24 protein-coding genes are annotated in these 22,252 nt (G+C 64.3%); 8 read left to right on the top strand and 16 right to left on the bottom strand.

The window, feature by feature from the left end:
• Positions 1–2: 2 nt before the first annotated feature.
• The gene (locus ACSHT2_RS16600) at positions 3–1,640 is read left to right on the top strand and encodes an ABC transporter ATP-binding protein (protein ID WP_440642495.1); all 1,638 of its coding nucleotides are present in this window, start codon (positions 3–5) and stop codon (positions 1,638–1,640) included.
• Positions 1,641–1,769: 129 nt separating this feature from the next.
• Here the strand turns inward: ACSHT2_RS16600 and ACSHT2_RS16595 are convergent, their stop codons facing one another.
• The 3 genes from ACSHT2_RS16595 to ACSHT2_RS16585 all read right to left on the bottom strand — a co-directional run bounded on the left by ACSHT2_RS16595 (position 1,770) and on the right by ACSHT2_RS16585 (position 4,496).
• Positions 1,770–2,096, bottom strand: coding sequence for a BA14K family protein (locus ACSHT2_RS16595; RefSeq protein WP_440642494.1), 327 nt, complete (start codon positions 2,094–2,096; stop codon positions 1,770–1,772).
• A 179-nt stretch (positions 2,097–2,275) separates the two neighbouring features.
• Complete coding sequence (locus tag ACSHT2_RS16590; RefSeq protein WP_440642493.1) at positions 2,276–3,130, bottom strand: C40 family peptidase; 855 nt, start codon at positions 3,128–3,130, stop codon at positions 2,276–2,278.
• Positions 3,123–4,496 (bottom strand): leucyl aminopeptidase family protein, encoded by a 1,374-nt coding sequence (locus ACSHT2_RS16585; protein WP_440642492.1) that lies wholly within the window; start codon positions 4,494–4,496, stop codon positions 3,123–3,125. The genes ACSHT2_RS16590 and ACSHT2_RS16585 overlap by 8 nt, the downstream gene beginning before the upstream one ends.
• Positions 4,497–4,695: 199 nt before the next feature.
• On the opposite strand from ACSHT2_RS16585, the gene ACSHT2_RS16580 reads away from it, so the two are divergent.
• Both ACSHT2_RS16580 and ACSHT2_RS16575 read left to right on the top strand, forming a co-directional pair.
• Positions 4,696–4,899, top strand: coding sequence for a hypothetical protein (locus tag ACSHT2_RS16580; RefSeq protein ID WP_440642491.1), 204 nt, complete (start codon positions 4,696–4,698; stop codon positions 4,897–4,899).
• Positions 4,900–5,008: 109 nt separating this feature from the next.
• Positions 5,009–5,836 carry a tetratricopeptide repeat protein gene (locus ACSHT2_RS16575; RefSeq protein ID WP_440642490.1) on the top strand — a complete coding sequence of 276 codons (828 nt, stop codon included), beginning with the start codon at positions 5,009–5,011 and terminating at the stop codon, positions 5,834–5,836.
• A gap of 56 nt (positions 5,837–5,892) precedes the next feature.
• Here the strand turns inward: ACSHT2_RS16575 and ACSHT2_RS16570 are convergent, their stop codons facing one another.
• The 10 genes from ACSHT2_RS16570 to ACSHT2_RS16525 form a co-directional block, all read right to left on the bottom strand.
• Positions 5,893–6,867, bottom strand: a complete 975-nt coding sequence (locus ACSHT2_RS16570; RefSeq protein ID WP_440642489.1) for a type II secretion system F family protein — start codon at positions 6,865–6,867, stop codon at positions 5,893–5,895.
• A gap of 9 nt (positions 6,868–6,876) precedes the next feature.
• The gene (locus tag ACSHT2_RS16565) at positions 6,877–7,854 is read right to left on the bottom strand and encodes a type II secretion system F family protein (protein WP_440642488.1); all 978 of its coding nucleotides are present in this window, start codon (positions 7,852–7,854) and stop codon (positions 6,877–6,879) included.
• A 16-nt stretch (positions 7,855–7,870) separates the two neighbouring features.
• Positions 7,871–9,340, bottom strand: coding sequence for a CpaF family protein (locus ACSHT2_RS16560; protein WP_440642487.1), 1,470 nt, complete (start codon positions 9,338–9,340; stop codon positions 7,871–7,873).
• A 20-nt stretch (positions 9,341–9,360) separates the two neighbouring features.
• On the bottom strand, positions 9,361–10,629 hold the full coding sequence (locus ACSHT2_RS16555) for an AAA family ATPase (protein WP_440642486.1): 1,269 nt from the start codon (positions 10,627–10,629) through the stop codon (positions 9,361–9,363).
• Positions 10,626–11,360, bottom strand: coding sequence for a CpaD family pilus assembly protein (locus tag ACSHT2_RS16550; RefSeq protein ID WP_319328931.1), 735 nt, complete (start codon positions 11,358–11,360; stop codon positions 10,626–10,628). The genes ACSHT2_RS16555 and ACSHT2_RS16550 overlap by 4 nt, the downstream gene beginning before the upstream one ends.
• A gap of 20 nt (positions 11,361–11,380) precedes the next feature.
• Complete coding sequence (locus ACSHT2_RS16545; protein ID WP_319328932.1) at positions 11,381–12,844, bottom strand: type II and III secretion system protein family protein; 1,464 nt, start codon at positions 12,842–12,844, stop codon at positions 11,381–11,383.
• An 11-nt stretch (positions 12,845–12,855) separates the two neighbouring features.
• The gene (gene cpaB / locus ACSHT2_RS16540) at positions 12,856–13,653 is read right to left on the bottom strand and encodes a Flp pilus assembly protein CpaB (protein ID WP_440642485.1); all 798 of its coding nucleotides are present in this window, start codon (positions 13,651–13,653) and stop codon (positions 12,856–12,858) included.
• 128 nt (positions 13,654–13,781) lie between these two features.
• Positions 13,782–14,306, bottom strand: a complete 525-nt coding sequence (locus ACSHT2_RS16535; protein WP_440642484.1) for an A24 family peptidase — start codon at positions 14,304–14,306, stop codon at positions 13,782–13,784.
• 119 nt (positions 14,307–14,425) lie between these two features.
• The gene (locus tag ACSHT2_RS16530) at positions 14,426–14,572 is read right to left on the bottom strand and encodes a hypothetical protein (RefSeq protein WP_370115901.1); all 147 of its coding nucleotides are present in this window, start codon (positions 14,570–14,572) and stop codon (positions 14,426–14,428) included.
• Between the two features lie 70 nt (positions 14,573–14,642).
• A complete protein-coding gene (locus ACSHT2_RS16525) occupies positions 14,643–14,807 on the bottom strand; it encodes a Flp family type IVb pilin (RefSeq protein WP_440642483.1) in 165 nt (54 codons plus the stop codon).
• Between the two features lie 266 nt (positions 14,808–15,073).
• Between ACSHT2_RS16525 and ACSHT2_RS16520 the strand changes: the two genes are divergently transcribed.
• The 4 genes from ACSHT2_RS16520 to ACSHT2_RS16505 all read left to right on the top strand — a co-directional run bounded on the left by ACSHT2_RS16520 (position 15,074) and on the right by ACSHT2_RS16505 (position 17,954).
• Positions 15,074–15,901, top strand: coding sequence for a sterol desaturase family protein (locus ACSHT2_RS16520; protein ID WP_440642482.1), 828 nt, complete (start codon positions 15,074–15,076; stop codon positions 15,899–15,901).
• Positions 15,902–16,013: 112 nt separating this feature from the next.
• The gene (locus tag ACSHT2_RS16515) at positions 16,014–16,511 is read left to right on the top strand and encodes a pilus assembly protein N-terminal domain-containing protein (RefSeq protein WP_440642481.1); all 498 of its coding nucleotides are present in this window, start codon (positions 16,014–16,016) and stop codon (positions 16,509–16,511) included.
• Between the two features lie 223 nt (positions 16,512–16,734).
• Entirely contained in the window at positions 16,735–17,316 is a 582-nt protein-coding gene (locus ACSHT2_RS16510) for a TadE/TadG family type IV pilus assembly protein (RefSeq protein ID WP_440642480.1), read from the top strand.
• Between the two features lie 23 nt (positions 17,317–17,339).
• Positions 17,340–17,954: a TadE/TadG family type IV pilus assembly protein gene (locus tag ACSHT2_RS16505; protein ID WP_319328940.1), complete on the top strand. Its 615-nt coding sequence runs from the start codon at positions 17,340–17,342 to the stop codon at positions 17,952–17,954.
• 100 nt (positions 17,955–18,054) lie between these two features.
• On the opposite strand, the gene ACSHT2_RS16500 is transcribed toward ACSHT2_RS16505, so the two are convergent.
• The 3 genes from ACSHT2_RS16500 to ACSHT2_RS16490 all read right to left on the bottom strand — a co-directional run bounded on the left by ACSHT2_RS16500 (position 18,055) and on the right by ACSHT2_RS16490 (position 20,423).
• Positions 18,055–18,267, bottom strand: a complete 213-nt coding sequence (locus tag ACSHT2_RS16500; protein ID WP_014439634.1) for a cold-shock protein — start codon at positions 18,265–18,267, stop codon at positions 18,055–18,057.
• A 267-nt stretch (positions 18,268–18,534) separates the two neighbouring features.
• Positions 18,535–18,822 (bottom strand): translation initiation factor IF-1, encoded by a 288-nt coding sequence (gene infA / locus ACSHT2_RS16495; protein WP_024340539.1) that lies wholly within the window; start codon positions 18,820–18,822, stop codon positions 18,535–18,537.
• A 23-nt stretch (positions 18,823–18,845) separates the two neighbouring features.
• Positions 18,846–20,423 (bottom strand): DEAD/DEAH box helicase, encoded by a 1,578-nt coding sequence (locus ACSHT2_RS16490; RefSeq protein WP_440642479.1) that lies wholly within the window; start codon positions 20,421–20,423, stop codon positions 18,846–18,848.
• Positions 20,424–20,901: 478 nt separating this feature from the next.
• Between ACSHT2_RS16490 and urtA the strand changes: the two genes are divergently transcribed.
• A complete protein-coding gene (gene urtA / locus ACSHT2_RS16485) occupies positions 20,902–22,230 on the top strand; it encodes an urea ABC transporter substrate-binding protein (protein WP_440642477.1) in 1,329 nt (442 codons plus the stop codon).
• Positions 22,231–22,252 lie beyond the last annotated feature (22 nt).

Here is a 22,252-nt window from a genome sequence, read left to right as displayed (position 1 = left end):
CGATGGACGCAATCAACCAGCCCCTGCTCAGCGTGCGCGACCTTTCGGTGGCCTTCCACCAGGGCGGCGCCACCACGCTCGCGGTCGACAAGGTCTCGTTCCAGATCAAGCGCGGCGAATGCGTGGCGCTGGTCGGCGAGTCCGGCTCCGGCAAGTCGGTCAGCGCGCTTTCGATCCTGAAGCTGTTGCCCTATCCGAACGCGTCGCATCCCTCGGGCAGCATCCGCTTCAAGGGGCAGGAGCTGATCGACCGCTCCGAGCAGCAGATGCGCGAGATTCGCGGCAGCGACATCTCCATCATCTTCCAGGAGCCGATGACCTCGCTCAATCCGCTGCACACGATCGAGGCGCAGATCTGCGAGATCATCCAGCTGCACAATCCCACCAGCAATGCCGAGGCGCGCAGGCGGACGCTGGAGTTGCTGACGCAGGTCGGCATTCCCGAGCCCGAGACGCGGCTGAAGAGCTATCCGCACCAGCTCTCCGGCGGCCAGCGCCAGCGCGTGATGATCGCGATGGCGCTCGCCAACGAACCGGACCTCTTGATCGCGGACGAGCCGACCACGGCGCTCGACGTCACCGTGCAGGCGCAGATCCTGGCGCTTCTCGCCGAGATCCGTTCGCGGCTCGGCATGAGCCTGCTGTTCATCACCCACGATCTCGGCATCGTCCGCCGCATCGCCGACACCGTCTGCGTCATGAAGGGTGGCGTGATCGTCGAGCAGGGGCCGGTCGAGCAGGTCTTCAAGATCCCGAAGCATCCCTATACGCGCGACCTGCTCGCGGCGGAGCCGAAGCCGGATCCGGCGCCGCCGCAGCCGGATGCGCCGGTGGTGATGTCGACCAATGATCTCAAAGTCTGGTTTCCGATCAAGCGCGGCTTGATGCGCAAGACGGTCGGCCACATCAAGGCGGTCGATGGCGTCAGCATCGCCGTGCGCAAGGGCGAGACGCTTGGAGTCGTCGGCGAATCAGGCTCGGGCAAGACCACGCTGGGGCTCGCATTGCTGCGGCTGATCTCCTCGAACGGGCGCATCGTGTTCTTGGGCAAGGACATCCAGGGCCTGCGCTTCAAGGAGATGCGGCCCTTCCGGCGCGACATGCAGATCGTGTTCCAGGATCCGTTCGGCTCGCTCAGCCCCCGCATGTCGGTCGCCGACATCATCGCCGAGGGTCTCTCCGTGCATCAGCCGAAGCTGTCGCGCGAGGAGCGCGAGGCGCGCGTCGTCAAGGCGCTCGAGGATGTCGGGCTGCAGCCGGACACCCGCTATCGCTACCCGCATGAATTCTCCGGCGGCCAGCGCCAGCGCATCAGCATCGCGCGTGCGGTGGTGCTGGAGCCGGATTTCGTCGTGCTGGACGAGCCGACCAGCGCGCTCGACATGCTGTTCCAGGCGCAGATGGTCGACCTCTTGCGCGAGCTCCAGCGCAAGCGCGATCTCACCTACATGTTCATCTCGCACGATTTGCGCGTCGTCGCCTCGCTCGCCAGCCATCTCATCGTGATGCGCGGCGGCAAGGTGGTGGAGGAAGGCCAGGCCGCCGAGTTGTTCAAGAATCCGAAGACGGATTACACGCGCGCCCTGTTCGCGGCTGCGTTCCGGCTGGAAACGGCGGGGAACGGGGCGGTGGCGACGTAGCTTTCGTCATTCGCGGGGACTGCGACCTGTCCGTCGAGGGACGAAGGCGAAATGCTCGGGAAGATTCGAGGCGCCGCCTCAGCGTCCGCCTCAAATCCTGCCGCGGATGCAGGTCCGCAACTCGCGGCGTTACCTGCAGAGATAGCGGCGACCGTCTCGACCGATGTAGGTGCTCGTTGCCGGATCGTAGGATCGGTAGCGCTCCGCGCAAGAACGCGATGCGGCGCCGTCCATGCGAGCCAGGGCGTTGTCCTTTCCCGGCGCAGGAGCCGCGCCATCCGGGAACTCGAGGCCCATCCGACCTGCGGGCGTCAGTGTGCCATCCAGGTTGCGATTGGGGTGCTCGGCCTCGTACGTATCCGGATGGCTGCTTGCAAAGCCGGACTGCGCGTAGGCGGTGCTTAAGGTCAGGCCCGACAGCAAAGCCGCGGCAGCGAGAATCTTGAGTCCAGTCATAGTCGATCTCCATCACCAGCCGGTGCATCGTGCTGCCGGTGCGGTGAGATGTGGATCGACATGGTGCGGTCAACAAGCTCGCCGTGAGCCCATACTTGCTGCCCGGCCCAATGCGGTCGTTCAAAAACAGAAAGCGTCGTGTGTTTGTGGAACGAGGCGCAATGGTCGAGGCAGGCCCGCTAGAGTCGCTTGATCGCGGTGACCTCGCTGCCGGCCTGCCTGATCCGCGCAATCGCGGGCTCGATCGGTTCGATCACGGTCGCCATGTGATAGGCATTGGCGTGAACCATGGTGCTGCCGTCGCGGACGATGGCGACGTGGCCCTTCCAGAAGATCAGATCGCCGCGCAGCAAGCTGCCTTGCTCATGAGGCTCCAGCGCGCGGCCGAGTCCGGCCTGCTGCATGTCGCTGTCGCGCGGGCAGCCGATGCCTGCCGATGTCAGCGACACCTGCACGAGGCCGGAGCAGTCGATCCCGAAACTGCTCTTGCCGCCCCACAGATAGGGCGTGCCAACGAAGCGCTCGGCGACGGCGACGAAGTCCGGTTCGCGATGATCGAGCGGAACAAGGTGCAACTTCGGCAGGAACGTTCCTTCCCGCGTGACCGCGAAGGCCCCATCCACACGCACGATTGCGAGCTTTGATCCGAGCGCCAGCGTGTCGGCGGGCGGTAGCTTGATCGAGGGACCAGGGAACGCAAACGTCCGCAGCGCGCTGACCTTGTGCGTCGGCGCGGCCGTCGGCTTCAGGAGCGCCGCGTCGGGAAGCCAACCGACATAGCCGTCGCCATTGAGCTGGCCCCAGGCCCAGCCCTCGCCGTTGCGGTCGTAGATGGTGACGCGCTCGCCGCGTAGCGCCTCCGTCATCAGCATAGCGTTGGACGACGGCTGCTCGCGCATCGGCGCGAGCGCCTCGACCACCTCGAATTCCTCGCCGGTGACGAAGCGCTCCGCCTCGACCTTGCCTTCGAGATATTTCGCGGCGATGTCGCCCCGCGCCGGCGTCAGCCTTGGATCGTATCTTGGATCATGCATAGCGCTCGCTCAGCAATGCGTAGATGGCGCGCGCGGCCTGGCACTCGCCGCCCTCGGGCCGCGCCGGCTTCGCCGACGGCGTCCAGCCGTAGATGTCGACATGCAGCCAACTTCTGGCGTGCTCGACGAAACGTTGCAGGAACAGCGCGCAGGTGATCGAGCCGGCGAAGCCGCCGGACGGTGCGTTGGTGATGGTAGCCGTCTTGGAGTCCAGCCAGGCATCGTAGGGCGGCCACAGCGGCATGCGCCACAGCGGATCGTTCTCCTTCACCGCGCAACGCGCGACGTCGGCGGCCAGCGTCTCATCATTGGTGTAATAGGGTGGTAGATCCGGCCCCAGTGCGACGCGCGCCGCGCCGGTCAGCGTGCCCAGGTCGATCAGCAGGTCGGGTTTCTCTTCGTCGGCGAGCGCCAGCGCGTCGGCGAGCACGAGCCGGCCTTCGGCGTCGGTATTGCCGATCTCGACGGTAATGCCCTTGCGCGAGGTGAAGATGTCGAGGGGGCGGAAGGCATTGCCGGCAACCGCGTTCTCCACCGCCGGAATCAGCACGCGCAGCCGCACCTTCAGCTTCGCGTCCATCACCATGCGCGCGAGCGCGAGCACGTTTGCGGCACCGCCCATGTCCTTCTTCATGATCAGCATGCCGCTCGACGGCTTGAGGTCGAGCCCGCCGGTGTCGAAACACACGCCCTTGCCGACCAGCGTCACCTTGGGATGATCAGGATCGCCCCAGCCGATGTCGATCAGCCGCGGCGCGCGGCTGGAGGCCATGCCGACGGCGTGGATCAGCGGGAAATTCGTCTTCAGATCCGCGCCGATGGTGCAGGCGAAGCTCGCGCCGAACTCGGTTGCGAGCGCTTGCGCGACTGTGGCGAGTTCCTCCGGGCCCATGTCGTTGGACGGCGTATTGATGAGGTCGCGCGCCAGCATTGCGGCATCAGCGATCCGCTCGATCTCGGCCGCGTCGACACCGTCAGGCGGCACCAACCGGACCTTGGGGCGATCAGCCTTGCGGTAGCGGGCGTAGCGGTAGCACCCCAGTGCGAAGGCGAGCGCCGCCAGCCTCGGATCGTGCGGTGCGTTGGCAAAGCGATAGGTGCCCGGCGGCAGCAGGCCGGGCAGGGCGCCGGGGCGGAACAGGTCGCGCGATCTTGCACCCTCATCCTCGAGGCCGAACAGCACCTGCGCAATCGCCCCGTCCGGCGCGGGCAGCGCCAGATAGCCGCCCGGCTTGCCGGCAAAGGCACTCGCGGCGGCGAACTGGCGTTGCGCCGGCGGCAGCGTCTCGGCGGCCTGATCCCAACTCGATTTGGTCACGAAAGTGATGGGGATGGCGGTGGGCGACGTCTCGAAGATAGAGGGCATTGGCGGGTCCGGATCGTCAGATCAAGCGGGTCATGCGAACGGACGAGACTTCGCAGAGTTTCGCCGCCGCTGCAATCGGGCTTTGCCGTCACCGTTCGGCGACCGCTACTCGCCGCAAGGGGGCCATGCTAGGTTCGGGGGTGCGGCCGCCAGATGTTGAGATCGCCGGCGACCGACGAGGAAGCGCCGGAGGAATGCGATGGAATTTGTGTGGAGCGCGGTCACATTCGTCGGCCAGGCCGTCGAGGCGATTTTTGGCTATATCGAGCATCACCACTGGATCTTCGCGTTCCTTGCCGGCGGTTATGTCTTCTATCTCCACGATCGCTCCGTCCACGCGCGGTTCGATGCGCTCGACAAGCGCATCGACGAAATCCGCAGGCGGCTCGCCATCGAATATTGACCGGGCCGAAGAAGCCCTGGGGCGGGGTTCCCCGTTAACCCGCCATTAGGGTTAACAGTCTATTGCTGGCGCGTTCGGCTCGATCCATCCGCTCGAGAGTCAAAGCGTCATGCGTCAACGGTTCAGTCCTGCCCGGCTTCTTGCATCCGCCTCGCTCGTCGCGATGGTGGCGGTGAATCTCGGCGGCTGCACGGCAATGTCAAAGCTCTCCGACGTCACCGGCTCGGTCGGCGCTAGGGCGGAGGCGGCTCCCACCAATCGCGCGCCCACCGATCCAGCGCGTGCCGTCGAAGTCTATGGCGAGCGCTACCGCGCCAATCCCAAGGATGCCGATGCCGCGCTCGGCTACGGACAGGCCCTGCGCGCCAACGGCCAGCGCGCCCAGGCCGCCGCCGTGCTCGAGCAGGCGACCATCGCCAATCCCGGCAACAAGGCGCTGCTCGCCCAGTACGGCCGCGCACTCGCCGACAATGGCAATTTCCAGCAGGCTTACGACGTCCTGTCGAAGGCGCATTCACCCGACAATCCGGACTGGCGCCTGCTTTCGGTGCAGGGCACGGCGCTGGACCAGATGGGCCGTCACGAGGAGGCGCGATCCTATTACGCGAGCGCGCTGAAGATCGCACCGGGTGATCCCGGCGTGCTCTCCAATCTCGGCCTGTCCTATATGTTGTCGAGAGAGCTGCCGAAAGCCGAAGAGGCGTTGCGGCAGGCCTACGCCTCGCCGCGTGCGAGCGCGCGGGTGCGGCAGAACCTCGCCCTGGTCGTCGGTCTCCAGGGCCGCTTCGCGGAAGCGGAGACCATCGTGAAAGCGGACCTGCCTCCGGACCAGGCCGCGGCCAATGTCGCCTATCTCAAGGACATGCTCAGCCGCAGCGACGCTCCGCGCGGTGCACCGAAGCGGACGCCGGTTGCTTCGCTCAGCCAGTCCGACTGATCAGATCTGTTCGCCCGGACCTGGCCTGAGCGGCGAACCGCGCGGTCCGCTCTGGCTCATTGCAACTCCGTGACCTTGATGGCAGTCGGTCCGAGAATGACCACGAACAGCACCGGCAGGAAGAACAGGATCATCGGCACCGTCAGCTTCGGCGGCAGGGCGGCGGCCTTCTTCTCGGCCTCGTTCATGCGCATGTCGCGGTTCTCCTGCGCCATGACGCGCAAGGAATGGCCGAGCGGGGTGCCGTAGCGCTCCGCCTGCTGAAGCGCCAGACACACCGACTTGACGCCCTCGAGCCCGGTACGCCGTGCCAAGTTCTCATAGGCGACCTTGCGATCCTGCAAATAGGACAGCTCGGCCGTCGTCAGGGTAAACTCTTCCGACAGCGCGATCGACTGGCCCACGATCTCGGTCGCAACCTTCCGGAACGCCATCTCGACCGACATGCCGGATTCGATGCAGATCAGGAGCAGGTCGAGCGCGTCGGGAAACGCGCGCTTGATCGAGAGCTGGCGCTTGGCGATCGCATTCCTGAGGAACAGCATCGGCGCCTGAAGGCCGAGATAGGCAGCGCCAATGCAGATGCCGATCTTGACCGGCAGCGCCTGTTCCATACGCGCGATCACGAAGACGTAGAGGGCCGAGCCGATGAAGAGCACGATCGGGGCGACCATGCGGGCAAACAGGAAGGTGATGTAGGGTGCCTGGCCGCGGTAACCTGCCATGATGAGCTTGTCCCGCGCTGCTTCCTGCGCGAGCCATTTGGTGAGGTTGAAGTCCTCGACCACCTTGGAAACGAGTTGCTTCGGTGTCTGGCGCAGGGAGACCTTTTCGCTCTTGAGAAGGCGCTCACGCTCGCGCTGCCGGATGCGCTCGCGCTCGCTCGCCACCGCTTTCATGCGCTTGGAGAGACCCTCGCCGGCGAACAACGGCATCACCAGCGTATACACGGTTGCGCTGGCGGCGATGGCCGCGAGCAGCATGGTCATGAAACGGACGTCGTGCAGTTTCGAGACGAGGAATTCGACCATACGGCACCGTCAGAAATCGAAGTTGATCATCTTCTTCATCACCATGACGCCGATCGACATCCAGACGACGCAGCCGACCAGCATCAGCTGCCCGGTAGGATGAGTCCAAAGCAGGGCGATGTATTGCGGCGTCGTGAGATAGACGAGGAACATCACGATGGGCGGCAGCGAACCGATGATGCCGGCCGAGGCCTTGGCTTCCATCGACATCGCCTGGATCTTTTCCTTCATCTTCTTGCGATCGCGCAGCACCTTGGAGAGGTTGCCGAGCGCCTCGGAGAGGTTGCCGCCCGACTTCTGCTGGATCGACACCACGATGCCGAAGAAATTGGCCTCCGGCAGCGGCATGCGCTCGTAGAGCCGTGCGCAGGCCTCGCCCAGCGGCATGCCGATCGTCTGCGTCTCGATGATCGCCAGGAACTCGCTGCGCAGCGGCTCGGGAGAATCGGCGGCCACGACCTTGATCGATTCGAACAGCGGAAGGCCCGCCTTGATGCCGCGAACGATCACGTCAACCGCGTCGGGCAGCGCAGCCAGGAACTTGGCCTCGCGGCGCTTCTTCAGGAAGTTGAGTGCCCAGCGTGGCAGGCCGAAGCCGCCGGCAAAGGCGAGACCGGCGGCGCCGATCAGGCCGCCGCCGCCGAACAGAGCGCCCGCGAAGAACACGCCGGCCACGACGGCGGACACGATCCAGAACTTCTGCGGCGTCCAGTCAAGCCCCGCCTGCGACAGGCGGACGCTGAGCGGAACGCTCTTCTCCTGGGCGCGCCGCGCCTCGAGGTCCTTGAGCGTGGTCTCGACCTGCTCGCGGCGCGAGCGCTGGGTCTTCTCGGCCTGGCGGACCATGGGCGCCTCGGCGCGCGCGACCGAAGCGCGGCGGCTCTCCGCCTTTCGTTCCCCGGACAGCAGCGGATAGAGGAAGACCCAGGCGATGCCACCGACCGCTGCGGTGGCGAGGAAGGCGAGGGCGAGGACCTGCATGTTCATGGCGGCGCTGACCTGCTCACGTCGTCGGAGCGACTTCCGCTGCGTCGAGCGCAGCGGCAAGGCGCTTCTCATCGCCGTAGTAGCGGGCGCGTTCCCAGAACTTCGGGCGGCCGATGCCGGTCGAGCGGTGCCGCCCGATGATCTTGCCGTTGGCGTCCTCGCCGATCATGTCGTAGAGGAAGATGTCCTGGGTGATGATGGTGTCACCTTCCATGCCCATCACCTCGGTGATGTGGGTGATACGGCGTGAGCCGTCGCGCAGGCGCGCGGCCTGGACAATGACGTCGATCGAGGCGCAGATCATCTCGCGGATGGTTCGCGAGGGCAGGGAGAAGCCGCCCATCGTGATCATGGATTCGCAGCGCGACAGCGCCTCGCGCGGGTTGTTGGCGTGCAGCGTGCCCATCGAGCCGTCATGGCCGGTGTTCATGGCCTGGAGCAGGTCGAAGGCCTCGGGTCCGCGGACCTCGCCGACGATGATGCGTTCGGGCCGCATGCGCAGGCAGTTGCGCACCAGCTCGCGCATGGTGACCTGGCCCTCGCCCTCGATGTTGGGCGGGCGGGTTTCCAGCCGAACCACATGGGGCTGCTGGAGCTGGAGCTCGGCCGCGTCCTCGCAGGTGATGACGCGCTCGTCGTGCTCGATGTAGTTGGTGAGGCAGTTGAGCAGCGTGGTCTTGCCCGAGCCGGTACCGCCGGAGATCAGCACGTTGCAGCGGACCCGACCGATGATCTGGAGGATCTCGGCGCCTTCCGGCGAGATCGCGCCGAACTTGACGAGCTGATCGAGCGTCAGCTTGTCCTTCTTGAATTTTCGAATGGTGAGGGCGGGACCGTCGATCGCGAGCGGCGGCACTATGGCGTTGACGCGGGAGCCGTCGGCGAGGCGCGCGTCGCAGATCGGCGAGGATTCGTCGACGCGGCGTCCGACCTGGCTGACGATGCGCTGGCAGATGTTGAGGAGCTGCTGGTTGTCGCGGAAACGGATGCCGGTGCGCTGGATCTTGCCGCCGACTTCGATGAAGACGGTGCCGGCCCCGTTCACCATGATGTCTGCGATATCGTCGCGCGCGAGCAGAGGCTCCAGCGGACCGTAACCGAGCACATCGTTGCAGATGTCGTCGAGCAGCTCCTCCTGCTCGGCGATCGACATCACGATGTTCTTGATCGCGATGATCTCGTTGACGATGTCGCGGATTTCCTCGCGCGCCGATTCAGAATCGAGCTTGGCGAGCTGGGCGAGGTCGATCGCCTCGATCAGTGCGCCGAAGATAGTCGCTTTGACCTCGTAATAATTGTCCGAACGCCGGCTCTCCATGGCCGGAGGCGGCGCGATCTTGGCAGGGGCAAGCGGCGGCGAGGCGACGGCCGGCGGAGCTGGCGCGCGCGATATCGTCGGCGCCGGAGCCTGGGCAGGCTCGTGCGACACGGCGCCGGGCTTGGGCGCCCGAAAGTCGGTGTCTGTTCCGCTACGCTTACCGAACACTTAACAACTCCATGCGGCGGCTATCTTCCCCGCAACTTCTCAATCAGAGGTGAAAGCAGGGACGACTTTTGTTTCTTGGTCTCGCTGCGGCCGGTCAGGCGTTGGGCGATCTGCAGGAACATCTCGATCGACTTGTGGTTGGCGGAGATCTCCGCGATCATCTGGCCGTTGTTGGCCGCCGAGCCGAAGATTTGCGGCTCAAACGGGATCGAGACGATCGGCTGACTCTCGATCGCCTTGGCGAACTCCGTGGCGGCGATTTCGGGCCGTTTCGGCACGCCGACCTGGTTCAGGCAGTAGAGCGGCGGCCGGTCGTTGGGGCGCGCGGCCTTCAATAGGTCGAACAGGTTCTTGGTATTGCGCAGGTTGGCGAGATCAGGCGCGGCCACGATCAGGATGTCGTCCGCTCCAATCAAGGCGCGCTTGGTCCAGCCCGACCATTGATGTGGCACGTCGAGCACAATGCAGGGCATGGTGGAGCGCAGCGTGTCGAACACGGCGTCGAAAGCGTCGGTGCCGAAATCATAGACCCGGTCGAGCGTCGCAGGCGCCGCCAGCAGGCTGAGATGGTCGGTGCATTTCGACAGCAGGCGGTCGATGAAGGCGGTGTCGACGCGGTCGGGCGAGAACACGGCGTCGGCAATGCCCTGCGGCGGGTCCTGGTTGTAGTCGAGCCCGGCGGTGCCGAAGGCGAGGTCGAGATCGGCGACGACTGCGTCCATCGCAAGGTCGCGCGCGATCGCCCAGGCGACATTGTGAGAGATGGTGGAAGCCCCGACGCCACCCTTGGCGCCGACCACGGCGATGATGCGGCCGACCGCCTTGGCTTCCGGCGCCGAGAACAGGTTGCAGATCGAGCGCACGACGTCGATCGCGCCGACCGGCGCGAGCACGTAGTCGCTGACGCCGCGGCGAACCAGCTCGCGATAGAGCGTCACGTCGTTGATGCGGCCGATCACGACCACGCGGGTGCCGGCGTCGCAGACGGTGGCGAGTTGGTCGAGCCCGCTCAAGAGATCGCTGCGGCCGTCGCTCTCGAGCACGATCACGTTCGGCGTGGGGGCCGAGCGATAGGCTTCGATCGCGGCCGCCATGCCGCCCATCTGGATCTTCAGATGGGCCTTGCCGAGACGGCGATCCTCGCCAGCCGCCTGTACTGCGGCGGCAGTCTCCACGGTTTCGCAGAAGGCCTGGACCGAGACGCGCGGCGCAGGCGCAATATGCTCCTCCATCGGCGGAGGAGCGGCTTGCGGCTCCTCTTCTTGTGGCTGGCGCGCGTAGCTGATCATCTGCCGGTTTCGCTGAGTTTGGCCTTGTCGGCTTGGGGATAGATGGTCGCCGTCGAGACTCCCTTGCGATACTTCTCGAAGGCCATGGTGCGCCGCGGCGTGTATGACGGAGTTTCGGGCCGCGGCTGCTCCAGATCCGACGGATTGTCGACCATGGCCGCGAGGTTGCGCTGAGAGGCGCAGCCGTAGTTGTAATAGTCCTTGTTTTCGAACCAGCGCTTGTTCTTCATCGAGGGGCCGATGTCCTCAGGCCACAGGCCGCAGGGACCGGCGACCGCGGCGATCCTGGAATAGGTGAGCCGGATCGGCGGCAGGAAACGCCTGTCTTCCGGCCGATAGGGGTGAATGCTGACGCCGCGCGGCGGAACGCCTGCCGCCGCCAGCATCGCCTGGATCTCTCGCATCGTGTCTGCGATCGGACGAGCGTTGGGCGTATGGGACGGTACGTCGATGCGAATGGCGCCGGTGCCTTCGTGCAACCAGGTCGATGCGACACCCATCACGTCGGCGCGCTGGGCGGCGGTCAATCCACCGCGGGCATGGCCGACGAAGACGACGATCGAGCGATTCTGCTCCTCGATCGCGATCGGATGGCGCTGCTTGTAATCGTCGGGAATGGAGGCCGTGACGATTTCATCGTGCTGGCAGCCGCCGAGCGCAAGCGCCATGCCGACGAGCGCGCCACCGAGGCGGATGGCGCGTCTGCGAAGCTGGGGTGGTCTCGTGATCATCGTGAAGTCCCCGTTCCGCCTCAGTCGGTGATGAAGCCGTAGGTGCCGCGGTAGCTCTTGGCCGGTTCGGTCCGTCCGGGCACTCCGTAGAGCCTGTTGATATTGCCGATCAGCTGGGCCTGCGGATCCGCAGGCGGAGCGAAGCCGTCATCCGGCCGCGACAGGTCCTTCGGCGCCACCGCGCGAACGACGTAAGGCGTCACGATCACGACCAGCTCGGTCGCGTTGTTGACGAAGTCGCGGCTGCGGAACAGCGTGCCCAGGATCGGGAGCTGCATCAGTCCCGGCAATCCGCTGACCGCCTGCTTGGTCTGCTGCTGGATCAGGCCGGCCATCGCCATCGCGCCGCCGGAGGGAATTTCCAGCGAGGTCTCCGCGCGGCGGGTCCTGATCGAGGGCACCGTCAGCGAGTTCACCGTGGTCGAGGTCACCGCCTGCGACAGCGTGATCGCATTGTCGTTCGACAGCTCCGAGACCTCGGTCATCACCCGCAGGCTGATCTTGCCTTCACTCAGCACCACGGGCGTGAAGTTCAGCGAGATGCCGAACTTCTTGAAGCTGATCTGGGTGGTACAGACATGCGTGGTGGGGTCGCACGCGTAGCCCGCCGGGACCGGGAATTCACCGCCGGCGATGAACGTCGCCGATTCACCGGAAATCGCGGTCAGGTTCGGTTCGGCCAGCGTGCGGATCACGCCAGCGGTTTCCATCGCACGCAGGGTGGCCTGCACAGACGGCGTCGCGCCGAACTTGGTGGTCAGATTGTTGCTGTCCACCAGGTTGCGGCCATAGGCTGTGAACGGGTTCGAATTGGTGAAGCTCACCACGGAGGTGCCGTAGTTGAGATTGGCGGTGAGGTCGATGCCGAGCTGCTTGACGATGTTGCGCTGGACCTCGGCCACCGTCACCTTGAGCATGATCTGGTCGCGGCCGCGCACCACGATCGAGTTCACTACCTTGTCGGGGCCGCCGGCCAGGCGCGCGGCGAGATCGTTGGCCTGCTGCGCTTCCATCGGGTTGGCAGCCGTACCGGTCAGGACGATGCCGTCGCCGAGGCCGTCGATCTGGATGTCCGAATGGGGCAGGACCTGCTTCAGCGCGGCCCGCACGCCGTTGAGATCGCGCTTGACCGCGATGTCATAGGCCGCAATCTGCTGACCGGCGGAATCGAAGAACACGATGTTGGTCTGGCCGACCGCGGCGCCGATGATATAGGCGCGCTGCGCCGAGCGAACCACCGCATTGGCGATCTTGGGATCGGCGACCAGCACGTCCTTGATGTCGCGCGGCAGGTCGATCACGATGGACTTGCCGACGCCGAGCGAGAGGAAGCGAGCGTTGATCTGGCCGTCCGCCGCGGCCGGCGCGACGGGGCGGTAATCGGCAGCGATCACCGGGTTGAACGCCAGCGCGAAGGCGGCCGAAAACGACAGGGCGCGGACCAGTGAGGTTCGTATCGTCGCCGAATCTGCCCTGCATCTCATATCGACTGTCTTCATCGTGCCTTAGCCGTCTGACTTGGAATGCCGTAGCGAATGATCGAAATGCCGTCTCGCTTCTGCGCGGACTCGTCGAGCGTGATTTCGCTCATCTTGACGTCGGCGATACTGCGCAGCGCCAGCGACAGCGTGCCGCTCTGCCGCGCCGCGGAGAGCGTTGCGGTCTGCGCGGGATTAAGCTCGAGCGTGACGGTCTTGCCGATCACCGTGTTCTGGCCGTCCTTCTCCTTGGGCGCCTGGTCGATGGCCAGGACGCGGATATTGGCCAGGATGATCTCGGACGTGACGACGTCGGGGGCGCCGCTGCTCTGGTCCGGGTTCTTCAACCGGCGCGTGAGAAGCACGTCGACGCGATCGTTGGGCAGGATGAAGCCGCCAGCCCCGGTCTCCGGCGAGATCTCGGTCGAGATCGCCCGCATGCCGGTGGGCAGGATTGCCGCCATGAAGCCCGAGCCTTCGGGCTTGACCAGCTTCTGGTCGCGGATCGGCTCACCCTGAATGAACGGTGCGCGCGCGATCGAGCCGCTCACCTGGGTCGCGGCATCGGGACGCTCGTTGCGGCGGATGAAGGCGGTGCTGGCGGTCGCGGCCGGCCAGGTCTGCCATTGCAGGTCTTCCGGCTTCACGGTCTCGCCCAGGCCGATGTCGTTCTTGGCGACGAGGACGTCGACGGTCGGCAGCTGCGCGACCGGAAGCGGAGGCGGCGCAGAATTGTCGGTGCCGCTCGCCAGGTACGCGGCGACGCCGCCGGCGCAGATGGCGACCGTCAGGACGACAATGCGTGCCCTATTCATACGCTTCACTTTCCAACAATACGCTGCGGCGCTGCCGCCGCCGTGATCGGCAGTTGACCAGCTATTCGTCAAAGCATGGTTAATGAGGCGTATCTAAATCGCCTTAACGCCGGGTTTACCCTGTGCGTTCAGCGCAGTGCGAGGTGAGCGAGGTCGATCGCCTTCACCCATTCGGTCTCCGGGTAGACCATCAACGCGCTCAGAGCGAGCGCGATGCCGTAGGGAATGCCGCTCTCCTTGGCGTGCAGCCGTGCGAGCCAGGCCTGACCCACCAGCCCGTAGGGCAGCGGCCATTGCCGAAACTGGAGCAGGAGCAGCGTCAGCGCGCCGCCGAACAGCGAGGCGTAGAGCAGGAAGTTCATCAGCTGCGCGAAGCCGAACCAGAGCGCGACGGAAGCCGCGACCTTGGCGTCGCCGCCGCCCACCCAGCCCATCGCAAAGCAGGTGAAGGCCACGACCAGGACGAGCGCGCCGGCGCCGACATGCGTCATGATCTCGTAAGGTGCCATGCCACCGGCGAGGGCGAGCACGAAGAAGCCCGCGACCAGCGCCAGCGACACGCGGTTCGAGATCGTCATCGTGAAGAGATCGCTCGCGGCGGCGAATGCCATCAGGGCCGGGAAGAGCAGAAGGCGCGCAAGGTCGAGGATCATGGGCTGCGTCTTGAGGCCTGGGTTGGCCGCGGGAGCTGGCGTCGCCGGATGCTAGCGCGTAGTGCTAAACAAACCGACAACGGCGACAGGGACGCGAGGCCGGGAATGCTGAATGCGTTTCACCAGAAGCTGGCAATGCGCGCGGCGAGCGCGACCGTCGCAAGCAGCAGCGCAAGGCAGATCCAATAGGCCGGCGAGCCGGCCTGAGCCGCCCCCACCTCTTTCGCCGCGACCGCGGCATCGGTTCTGAACTTGTGCAACGCCACTGGAACTTGCCGTCTTCAGAAAAACAAAGGCCCCGGAGGACCGGGGCTTCTGCTGCCGGTCGTCGGTTGCCTACTTCAGCGACGTGCTGATCGAGCCGAACTTGCCGTTCAGCGTGGTGCCGAGATTGTTGACGACGGTGATGATGGCCAGCGCGATGCCGGCGGCGATCAGACCGTATTCGATGGCGGTGGCGCCGGATTCATCCTTCGCGAAGCGCGCAACCAAGTTCTTCATGAACAAAACTCCGTCTGGGTAGGATCGCCTCGTCCGGCGCTGTCTGATGCGAAGAGCATGAGAGCCGAGCTCTTTCGGTAAAGTTAATCCGATCGGGTAAACACTGGTCCGGCGCGATGCTTTCACCCAGAGTGAATTTCGCCTTAAAGCGGCAGCTGCGATACATTCCGGTTCCGGATGCATCGGCAGTGTGGTGCCTGCTTCACGCTCCCTTAAATTTCGCGGAGTACGCGTAGGCAGGACTGGAATTCGCAAGAGAGGCGACGATGTCGAGCCTGCCCATGCAAGTCGCCCTGATGCTCGGCGAGACCATCGTCAAGGTGATCCCCGTCACCTTCGTGCTCGCGGCCGTCTTCACCGTGCTGGAGCATTTCTGGGCCTGTAATCCCGGCGCGCCGTGGTGGCGCAAGCGGGAGATCATCACCGACATCTGCTACTGGTTCTTCGTTCCGGTGTTCGCCCGTACCATGCGGATCGGTCTTCTGATCATCGGCGCCAGCGTCGTCTTCAACATCCACGATGCCGACGAACTCATTGCCTTCTACGACAATGGCCATGGTCTGCTGTCGCAGCTGCCTCTGTGGGTTCAGGCTCTGCTATTCCTGGTGCTGTCCGATTTCATGCTGTACTGGCTGCACCGGCTCTTCCACGACGGTGGCTTCTGGAAGTACCACGCCGTGCACCATTCGTCGGAGGAAATCGGGTGGATCTCCGCGGCCCGCTTCCATCCCGTCAATCTCATGCTCGGAACGATCAGCGTCGACGTCGTGCTGCTGATGGCCGGTATCTCCCCCAACGTCATGATCTGGGTCGGCCCGTTCACCACCTTCCATTCGGCCTTCGTGCACGCCAACCTGAACTGGACCTTCGGACCGTTCAAATACGTGCTGGCAACGCCGGTATTCCACCGTTGGCACCATACCTCGCTCGAAGAGGGCGGCGACACCAATTTCGCCGGGACGTTTCCGATCTGGGACGTGCTGTTCGGCACCTTCCGCATGCCGGAGGGGAAGCTGCCGCAGGATTACGGCAAGGACGAAGCGACCATGCCGAAGGAGATCTGGGGCCAACTCGCCTATCCGTTCAAACAATAATCGGCGAGTTTGCGGAACGTTCATGAATTAAAGGCAGGTTGGCCGGGTCGGGCACCGGCTCCGCTGTTATCTGATCGCTTCTGCCGGTTTGTGACGTCCCGGGGGTAAGAGTATGCGTAAAGAGTTGCTGCGCCGTCATGCGCGCGTGTGTCTTCTGGTTGCCGCTGCGGTGCTGGCATGGCCGGCCGCCGGCCTTGCCGAGTCCACCGTGGACACGATCGCCGTCAGTGTCGACCAGGCCAAGCTGGTACGGCTGCCCGGCAAGGTGGCAACCATCGTGGTCGGCAATCCCCTGATCGCCGACGTCACGCTCCAGCCGGGCGGCATGATCGTCGTGACCGGAAAGGGCTATGGTGCGACCAACTTCATCGCGCTCGACCGGGGCGGCGAAATCCTGGTCGATCGCCAGATCCAGGTTGAAGGTCCGAGCGACCGGCTCGTCACCGTCTATCGCGGGATCGAGCGCGAGTCCTACAGCTGCGTACCGCTTTGCCAGCGTCGCGTGACGCTCGGCGACAGCGACACCTACTTCAACAACACGATGAGCCAGGCCGGTTCGCTGAGCAGCAGTGCCAGCGGCAGCGCCGGCGGGGGCGCCAAATCCAACTAGCCGGCCGGCGGATCTGCCGGGGCAGGATCGCGCCCGGCCTCTTGCGGACCGGGAGGCGACGTCTCTCCGCGCGCGCCGTGTTTCCATGCGCCCTGGGGTCGTGCCTGGTTAACGCATTCCTAACGGCGCGGTCCGCCGGACGCGGATCGCCTGAACATTTAGACAATCAGTTTCCGCTATTGAACGGGGCAGACGATCGCCTGTTGCTGGGGAATTCGACGTGATGCCATCGCCTGCACCTACGAGGTTCACGATCCGGAAAGCGCTGGCCCGGTTTCGCGGCAACCGCCGCGGCTCCGCGGCCGTCGAGTTTGCGTTGGTCGCACCGATGTTTTTCGGGCTGCTGTTCGCCATCATCGAGACGGCGCTCATGTTCTTCGCAAGCCAGGTGCTCGAGACCATCACGCAGAACTCCGCGCGCGCGATTCTGACCGGCCAGGCGCAAGCGCAGGGCGGTTCGGTGGCGACCTGCCAGACCTCGCCCAACTCGGTCACGGCGTGTGACCAGACAACGTTCAAGGCCTATGTCTGTACCCAGATTCCGGCACTGTTTGATTGCAGCAAGCTCTATGTCGACGTCGTGAGCACCAGCTCCTTCGGGACGCTGAGCCTCACCAGCTATGGCGATTCCTGCAATTTCAACCCGACCGGCATGCAGTACAATGCTGGGGCCTCCGGCCAGGTCGTCGTGGTGCGGCTGTTCTACCAATGGCCGCTCATCGTCACCGGCCTGGGCTACAACGCCGGATGCAGCAACAAACGGCTGATGGTGGCGACCGTGGCCTTCAAGAACGAACCCTTCTGAGGCAGATGGATCTGAGCGGACCAATGCAGGCGATTGCGAATATCTGGGGGAATGCACGCTGCTCCGTGCGCGACTTCGTCGCCGACAAGCGCGCGCTCGCGGCGACCGAATTCGCGGTCATCGTACCGCTGATGCTGGTCATGTTCTTCGGCACCGTCGAATTCTCGTCCGCCGTGGCGATTGACCGCAAAGTCACGTTGATCGCGCGGACACTGTCCGATTTGACATCGCAGTCGACGACGCTCGCCGATTCCGACATGCAGAACACGTTTACGGCAAGCATCTCGGTCATCATGCCTTACGACGCGACGCTGGTGAAGGGCACCATTTCCCAGATCTACATCGATGCCAACAGCATCGCCACGGTCCAGTGGAGCAGGGCCGGCACCATTGCGAGCGGCGCGACGCAAGCCACGCTGGCGACCTCGGCCCGGAAGGCCGGCGACAAGGTCACCGCAATGATTCCGCCGACACTCTTGATTCCGTCGAGCTATCTCATACTGAGCGAGGCGAACTACACTTACACGCCGACCGTCGGCTACGTGTTGAAATCGAACATAACGCTAAGCGATCTCTCCTACACGCGGCCGCGCCAGGTCACCTGCGTGCCCTACAACGGCGTACCGTCGACGTGTTGAGATTTGCGAGCCGACCCTGGAATGAAAAAGGCCGTGCGTCATGCACGGCCTTTTCCTTTGTCTTGCTCGCTTCGGCCCATCGGGGCCGAAAGCCGAGAACTCAGCCCGCGGCGCGGAGGTTATCCGCCGCCGACTTGCCCGAGCGGCGGTCGGCCACGATCTCGTAGGAGATCTTCTGGCCTTCGCGCAGCGAGCCGAGACCGGCGCGCTCCACGGCGCTGATGTGAACGAATACGTCCTGGCCGCCGTCGTCGGGCTGGATGAAGCCGAAGCCCTTGGTCGCGTTAAACCACTTCACGGTTCCCATGCTCATGGGTTAGTTCCTTCTCAGATAACACAATGTAAGAGCCCGCTTCCGCAGGCCGGTTAGATCGAATTTCTGGAAGGGTCGTCAGCGTGTCTGAACCGGCTGTACCGGTGGATGCCAATGTCGTCCGGCCGAAAATCGATTAATTCATTTTATCGGAAACAGGAGCCCGAAACAATCCGGACGTGCACGAATTTTTGATCCGCCGCGATGTCAGCGGCGGATCAATATCTAAGTCGGAATTTTATCTCGCGCGTGCGCGCCGTAGCCCGATTAGCGGCGGCGGAACTGGCCGCCGCGCTGTCCGGGACGGGGCGGTCCGCCTGCCGTGCTGGGACGTTCGTCTTTGTGGCGGAAAATCAACCGGCCCTTCTCGAGGTCGTACGGCGACATCTCGACCGTCACGCGGTCGCCCGCGAGCGTCTTGATGCGGTTCTTCTTCATCTTGCCGGCGGTATAGGCAACGATCTCGTGTCCGGCGTCGAGTTGCACGCGGTAGCGGGCGTCGGGGAGGATTTCGGTGACCAGTCCTTCGAACTGGATCAGCTCTTCCTTAGCCATGAATTTCTCCAGGTCGTGGACGGCTAGTGCGAATAGGGTTTGCGGTTCGGTTGGCTGTTTGGCCGACTCTCGCGGCGCAAAAAGGCAACGCCTTGTATCCCATCGGGCGTCCCGGCGCTATGCGCGGAACGCTGTTCCGGACGGTCGACAGGCGATGAATGCATCTTACCACCGGAGCGGCGGCGGCGAGAACCCTTCGACGGGCCACTGCCAGGCCGTCCGTCAGCAGGCCTTGCCTCGGCGTGCCGTCCTTCACCGTGCCTTCCGTCGCCTTGCTTGCCGGCACCATGGTGGCGCCCGTCGGCATGTCTTTCGTCGGCACGCCTCCCGTCACCGTGCCGTGCGCCCTGGGGACGCTGGCCGGGGCGGCCGCCCGGCCGGCCCTGTCGTTGCTGCGACGGGGCGGGACCGGTATCGCGGCGGCCGGCGTCGGTGCGGTGGTCCTCGCGCGGCAACGCGACGCGGATCAGCCGCTCGATATCGCGGAGATAGCTGAGCTCCTCGCCGCCTGCGACCAGCGAGATCGCAGTGCCGTCGGCGCCCGCGCGGGCGGTGCGACCGATGCGGTGGACGTAGGTCTCGGGGACATTGGGCAGGTCGAAATTGATGACGTGGGTGATGCCGTCGACGTCGATGCCGCGGGCGGCGATGTCGGTGGCAACCAGGGTGCGGATCTCGCCGGAGCGGAACTGCGCGAGCGTCCGCTCGCGATGGTTCTGGGACTTGTTGCCGTGGATGGCGCTCGCGGCAATGCCGGCCTTTTCAAGGGTCTTCACCACCTTGTCGGCGCCGTGCTTGGTGCGGGTGAAAACCAGTGCGCGGTTGATCGGCTCGTCCTTCAGGAGTTTGGTCAGGAAGGCGGGCTTGGAAGAGAAGTCGACCTGCAGGATGCGCTGGTTGATCCGCTCGGCGGTCGAGGAGACCGGGGTCACCGCGACGCGGGCCGGATCGCGCAGCATGGAATCGGCGAGTTCGGCGATGTCCTTGGGCATGGTCGCCGAGAAGAACAGCGTCTGCCGCTTGATCGGCAGCTTCGCGACGATTTTGCGGATATCGTTGATGAACCCCATGTCGAGCATGCGGTCGGCCTCGTCCAGCACGAGGAACTCGACGCTGGAAAGCTTCAGCCCGTTGCTCTGCACGAGGTCGAGCAGGCGGCCTGGGGTGGCGACCAGAACGTCGACGCCCTGCATCAAGGCGCGGACCTGGCGGCCCATCGGCACGCCGCCGATGGCGAGGGTCGACGACAGCCGGAGGTGACGGCCGTAGGCGTTGAAGCTGTCGAGGATCTGGCCGGACAGTTCGCGGGTCGGAGAGAGCACGAGTACGCGGCAGGTCTTGGGCTGCGGCTTGATGCGGTTCTCGAGCAGCCGGTGGAGGATCGGCAGCGCGAAAGACGCGGTCTTGCCGGTTCCGGTCTGGGCGATGCCGACGACGTCGCGGCCGGTCAGCGCGGTCGGAATGGTCTGGGCCTGGATCGGGGTGGGGGTGACGTAGTTCTCTTCACGAAGAGCGCGCGCGATGGGTTCGGCGAGGCCGAAATCCTGAAACGAAGTCAAAAGAGGGGTTCTTTCCATGTCAAAAGCGGGCGCCCGGCGCATTCGGCGCGGCGCGCGCAAAAGGGTGTCGAGAAGACACCTGCGTGTTTGGGGTGTCGGATGGGCTTGGGAGAATGGGGCAAGCCAGAGGCCCGTACGGGCTTAAGAACACGCGGCTCGCTATGACCCCTTGATTCGCAAGAGGCCTCGGGTTGTCATATGGAACATCGAGGGGGCGCTTTCAAGGCAAGTGCGACCGAAACAGCAATTGGGTGCAAAAATAGTGATGCCGGAAATTTAGCCAGAACTGACAGATTGCTCAAAAACTAACCTGCATGCCGCTTTCGCATACATTTTGGTTGCCTATAATTTGAGCGACATGACTGCGGTGAAACTTCGAATTCTGCCAATTACTTAAGTAAATTCAAATGGTTGATGGGTGCTCAGCCCATGGCATGGTTCTTGCGATTCCGTTAATCGCAGGCGGCCGCGGGGCCGTTTCGCAGCATTTTCACGTCTGCGTCAGGGAGATGAGACACTCATGTTTAGGAAATCCACTCACGATATAGCGGCGTCATTTAGCCGCCGCGGCGTGCTCGCCGCGACCGCCGGACTGGTGCTTGGTCTGGCTTCATTGACCGGCGCGAAGGCCGCGGACGACACCATCAAGGTCGGCGTGCTCCACTCCCTGTCCGGCACCATGGCGATCAGCGAAACCACGCTGAAGGATACTATCCTCTTCCTGATCGATGAGCAGAACAAGAAGGGCGGCGTACTCGGCAAGAAGCTGGAAGCCGTTGTCGTTGACCCCGCTTCGAACTGGCCGCTGTTCGCCGAAAAGGCGCGCGAGCTGATCACCAAGGACAAGGTCGCGGTCGTGTTCGGCTGCTGGACCTCGGTTTCGCGCAAGTCGGTGCTCCCGGTCTTCAAGGAGCTGAATAACATCCTGTTCTACCCCGTTCAGTACGAGGGTGAGGAGAGCGAGCGCAACGTGTTCTACACGGGTGCGGCGCCGAACCAGCAGGCGATCCCGGCCGTCGACTATCTGATGAAGGAAGAGAAGGTGAAGCGCTGGGTGCTCGCGGGCACCGACTACGTCTATCCGCGCACGACCAACAAGATCCTGGAAGCCTATCTGAAGTCGAAGGGTGTCGCCCAGGAAGACATCATGATCAACTACACGCCGTTCGGTCACTCCGACTGGCAGACGATCGTGGCCGACATCAAGAAGTTCGGCTCGGCCGGCAAGAAAACCGCGGTGGTCTCGACCATCAACGGCGACGCCAACGTTCCCTTCTACAAGGAGCTCGGCAACCAGGGCATCAAGGCAAAGGACATCCCGGTCGTTGCGTTCTCCGTGGGTGAGGAAGAGCTCGCCGGCATCGACACCAAGCCGCTGGTCGGTCATCTCGCCGCCTGGAATTACTTCGAGTCGATCAAGACCAAGGACGGGTCGAACGAGAAGTTCATCAAGGACTGGCAGGCCTACACCAAGAACCCCAAGCGCGTGACCAACGATCCGATGGAAGCGCACGTGATCGGCTTCAACATGTGGGTGAAGGCGGTCGAGAAGGTGAAGTCGACCGATCCGGACAAGGTGATCGACGCGCTTCCCGGCATCGAGGCGCCGAACCTGACCGGCGGCGTGTCGAAGATGCTGCCGAACCACCACATCACCAAGCCGGTGTTCATCGGCGAGATCAAGGCGAACGGCCAGTTCGACGTGGTCTGGAAGACGCCGGGCCTCGTCGCGGGCGACGCCTGGTCGAAGGAGCTGGAAGGCTCAAAGGACCTGATCGGCGACTGGGTCGGCAAGAAGTGCGGCAACTTCAACACCAAGACCAACAAGTGTCTCGGTTCGGGCTCCTGATCCGGATCTGACGTCCATTGCA

Origin of the sequence: Bradyrhizobium sp. PUT101 (genome assembly GCF_052043945.1) — a bacterium.
Classification (GTDB): Bacteria; Pseudomonadota; Alphaproteobacteria; order Rhizobiales; family Xanthobacteraceae; genus Bradyrhizobium.
Note: the sequence above shows the minus strand (reverse complement) of the source record. Positions and strands in the feature narration are given on the sequence as shown.

Coding starts and splice junctions, on each gene's coding strand:
- ACSHT2_RS16600 (WP_440642495.1), top strand. CDS start 3: ATGGACGCAATCAACCAGCCCCTGCTCAGCGTGCGCGACCTTTCGGTG.
- ACSHT2_RS16595 (WP_440642494.1), bottom strand. CDS start 2,096: ATGACTGGACTCAAGATTCTCGCTGCCGCGGCTTTGCTGTCGGGCCTG.
- ACSHT2_RS16590 (WP_440642493.1), bottom strand. CDS start 3,130: ATGCATGATCCAAGATACGATCCAAGGCTGACGCCGGCGCGGGGCGAC.
- ACSHT2_RS16585 (WP_440642492.1), bottom strand. CDS start 4,496: ATGCCCTCTATCTTCGAGACGTCGCCCACCGCCATCCCCATCACTTTC.
- ACSHT2_RS16580 (WP_440642491.1), top strand. CDS start 4,696: ATGGAATTTGTGTGGAGCGCGGTCACATTCGTCGGCCAGGCCGTCGAG.
- ACSHT2_RS16575 (WP_440642490.1), top strand. CDS start 5,009: ATGCGTCAACGGTTCAGTCCTGCCCGGCTTCTTGCATCCGCCTCGCTC.
- ACSHT2_RS16570 (WP_440642489.1), bottom strand. CDS start 6,867: ATGGTCGAATTCCTCGTCTCGAAACTGCACGACGTCCGTTTCATGACC.
- ACSHT2_RS16565 (WP_440642488.1), bottom strand. CDS start 7,854: ATGAACATGCAGGTCCTCGCCCTCGCCTTCCTCGCCACCGCAGCGGTC.
- ACSHT2_RS16555 (WP_440642486.1), bottom strand. CDS start 10,629: ATGATCAGCTACGCGCGCCAGCCACAAGAAGAGGAGCCGCAAGCCGCT.
- ACSHT2_RS16550 (WP_319328931.1), bottom strand. CDS start 11,360: ATGATCACGAGACCACCCCAGCTTCGCAGACGCGCCATCCGCCTCGGT.
- ACSHT2_RS16545 (WP_319328932.1), bottom strand. CDS start 12,844: ATGAGATGCAGGGCAGATTCGGCGACGATACGAACCTCACTGGTCCGC.
- cpaB (WP_440642485.1), bottom strand. CDS start 13,653: ATGAATAGGGCACGCATTGTCGTCCTGACGGTCGCCATCTGCGCCGGC.
- ACSHT2_RS16535 (WP_440642484.1), bottom strand. CDS start 14,306: ATGATCCTCGACCTTGCGCGCCTTCTGCTCTTCCCGGCCCTGATGGCA.
- ACSHT2_RS16525 (WP_440642483.1), bottom strand. CDS start 14,807: ATGAAGAACTTGGTTGCGCGCTTCGCGAAGGATGAATCCGGCGCCACC.
- ACSHT2_RS16520 (WP_440642482.1), top strand. CDS start 15,074: ATGTCGAGCCTGCCCATGCAAGTCGCCCTGATGCTCGGCGAGACCATC.
- ACSHT2_RS16515 (WP_440642481.1), top strand. CDS start 16,014: ATGCGTAAAGAGTTGCTGCGCCGTCATGCGCGCGTGTGTCTTCTGGTT.
- ACSHT2_RS16510 (WP_440642480.1), top strand. CDS start 16,735: ATGCCATCGCCTGCACCTACGAGGTTCACGATCCGGAAAGCGCTGGCC.
- ACSHT2_RS16505 (WP_319328940.1), top strand. CDS start 17,340: ATGCAGGCGATTGCGAATATCTGGGGGAATGCACGCTGCTCCGTGCGC.
- ACSHT2_RS16500 (WP_014439634.1), bottom strand. CDS start 18,267: ATGAGCATGGGAACCGTGAAGTGGTTTAACGCGACCAAGGGCTTCGGC.
- infA (WP_024340539.1), bottom strand. CDS start 18,822: ATGGCTAAGGAAGAGCTGATCCAGTTCGAAGGACTGGTCACCGAAATC.
- ACSHT2_RS16490 (WP_440642479.1), bottom strand. CDS start 20,423: ATGCGCCGGGCGCCCGCTTTTGACATGGAAAGAACCCCTCTTTTGACT.
- urtA (WP_440642477.1), top strand. CDS start 20,902: ATGTTTAGGAAATCCACTCACGATATAGCGGCGTCATTTAGCCGCCGC.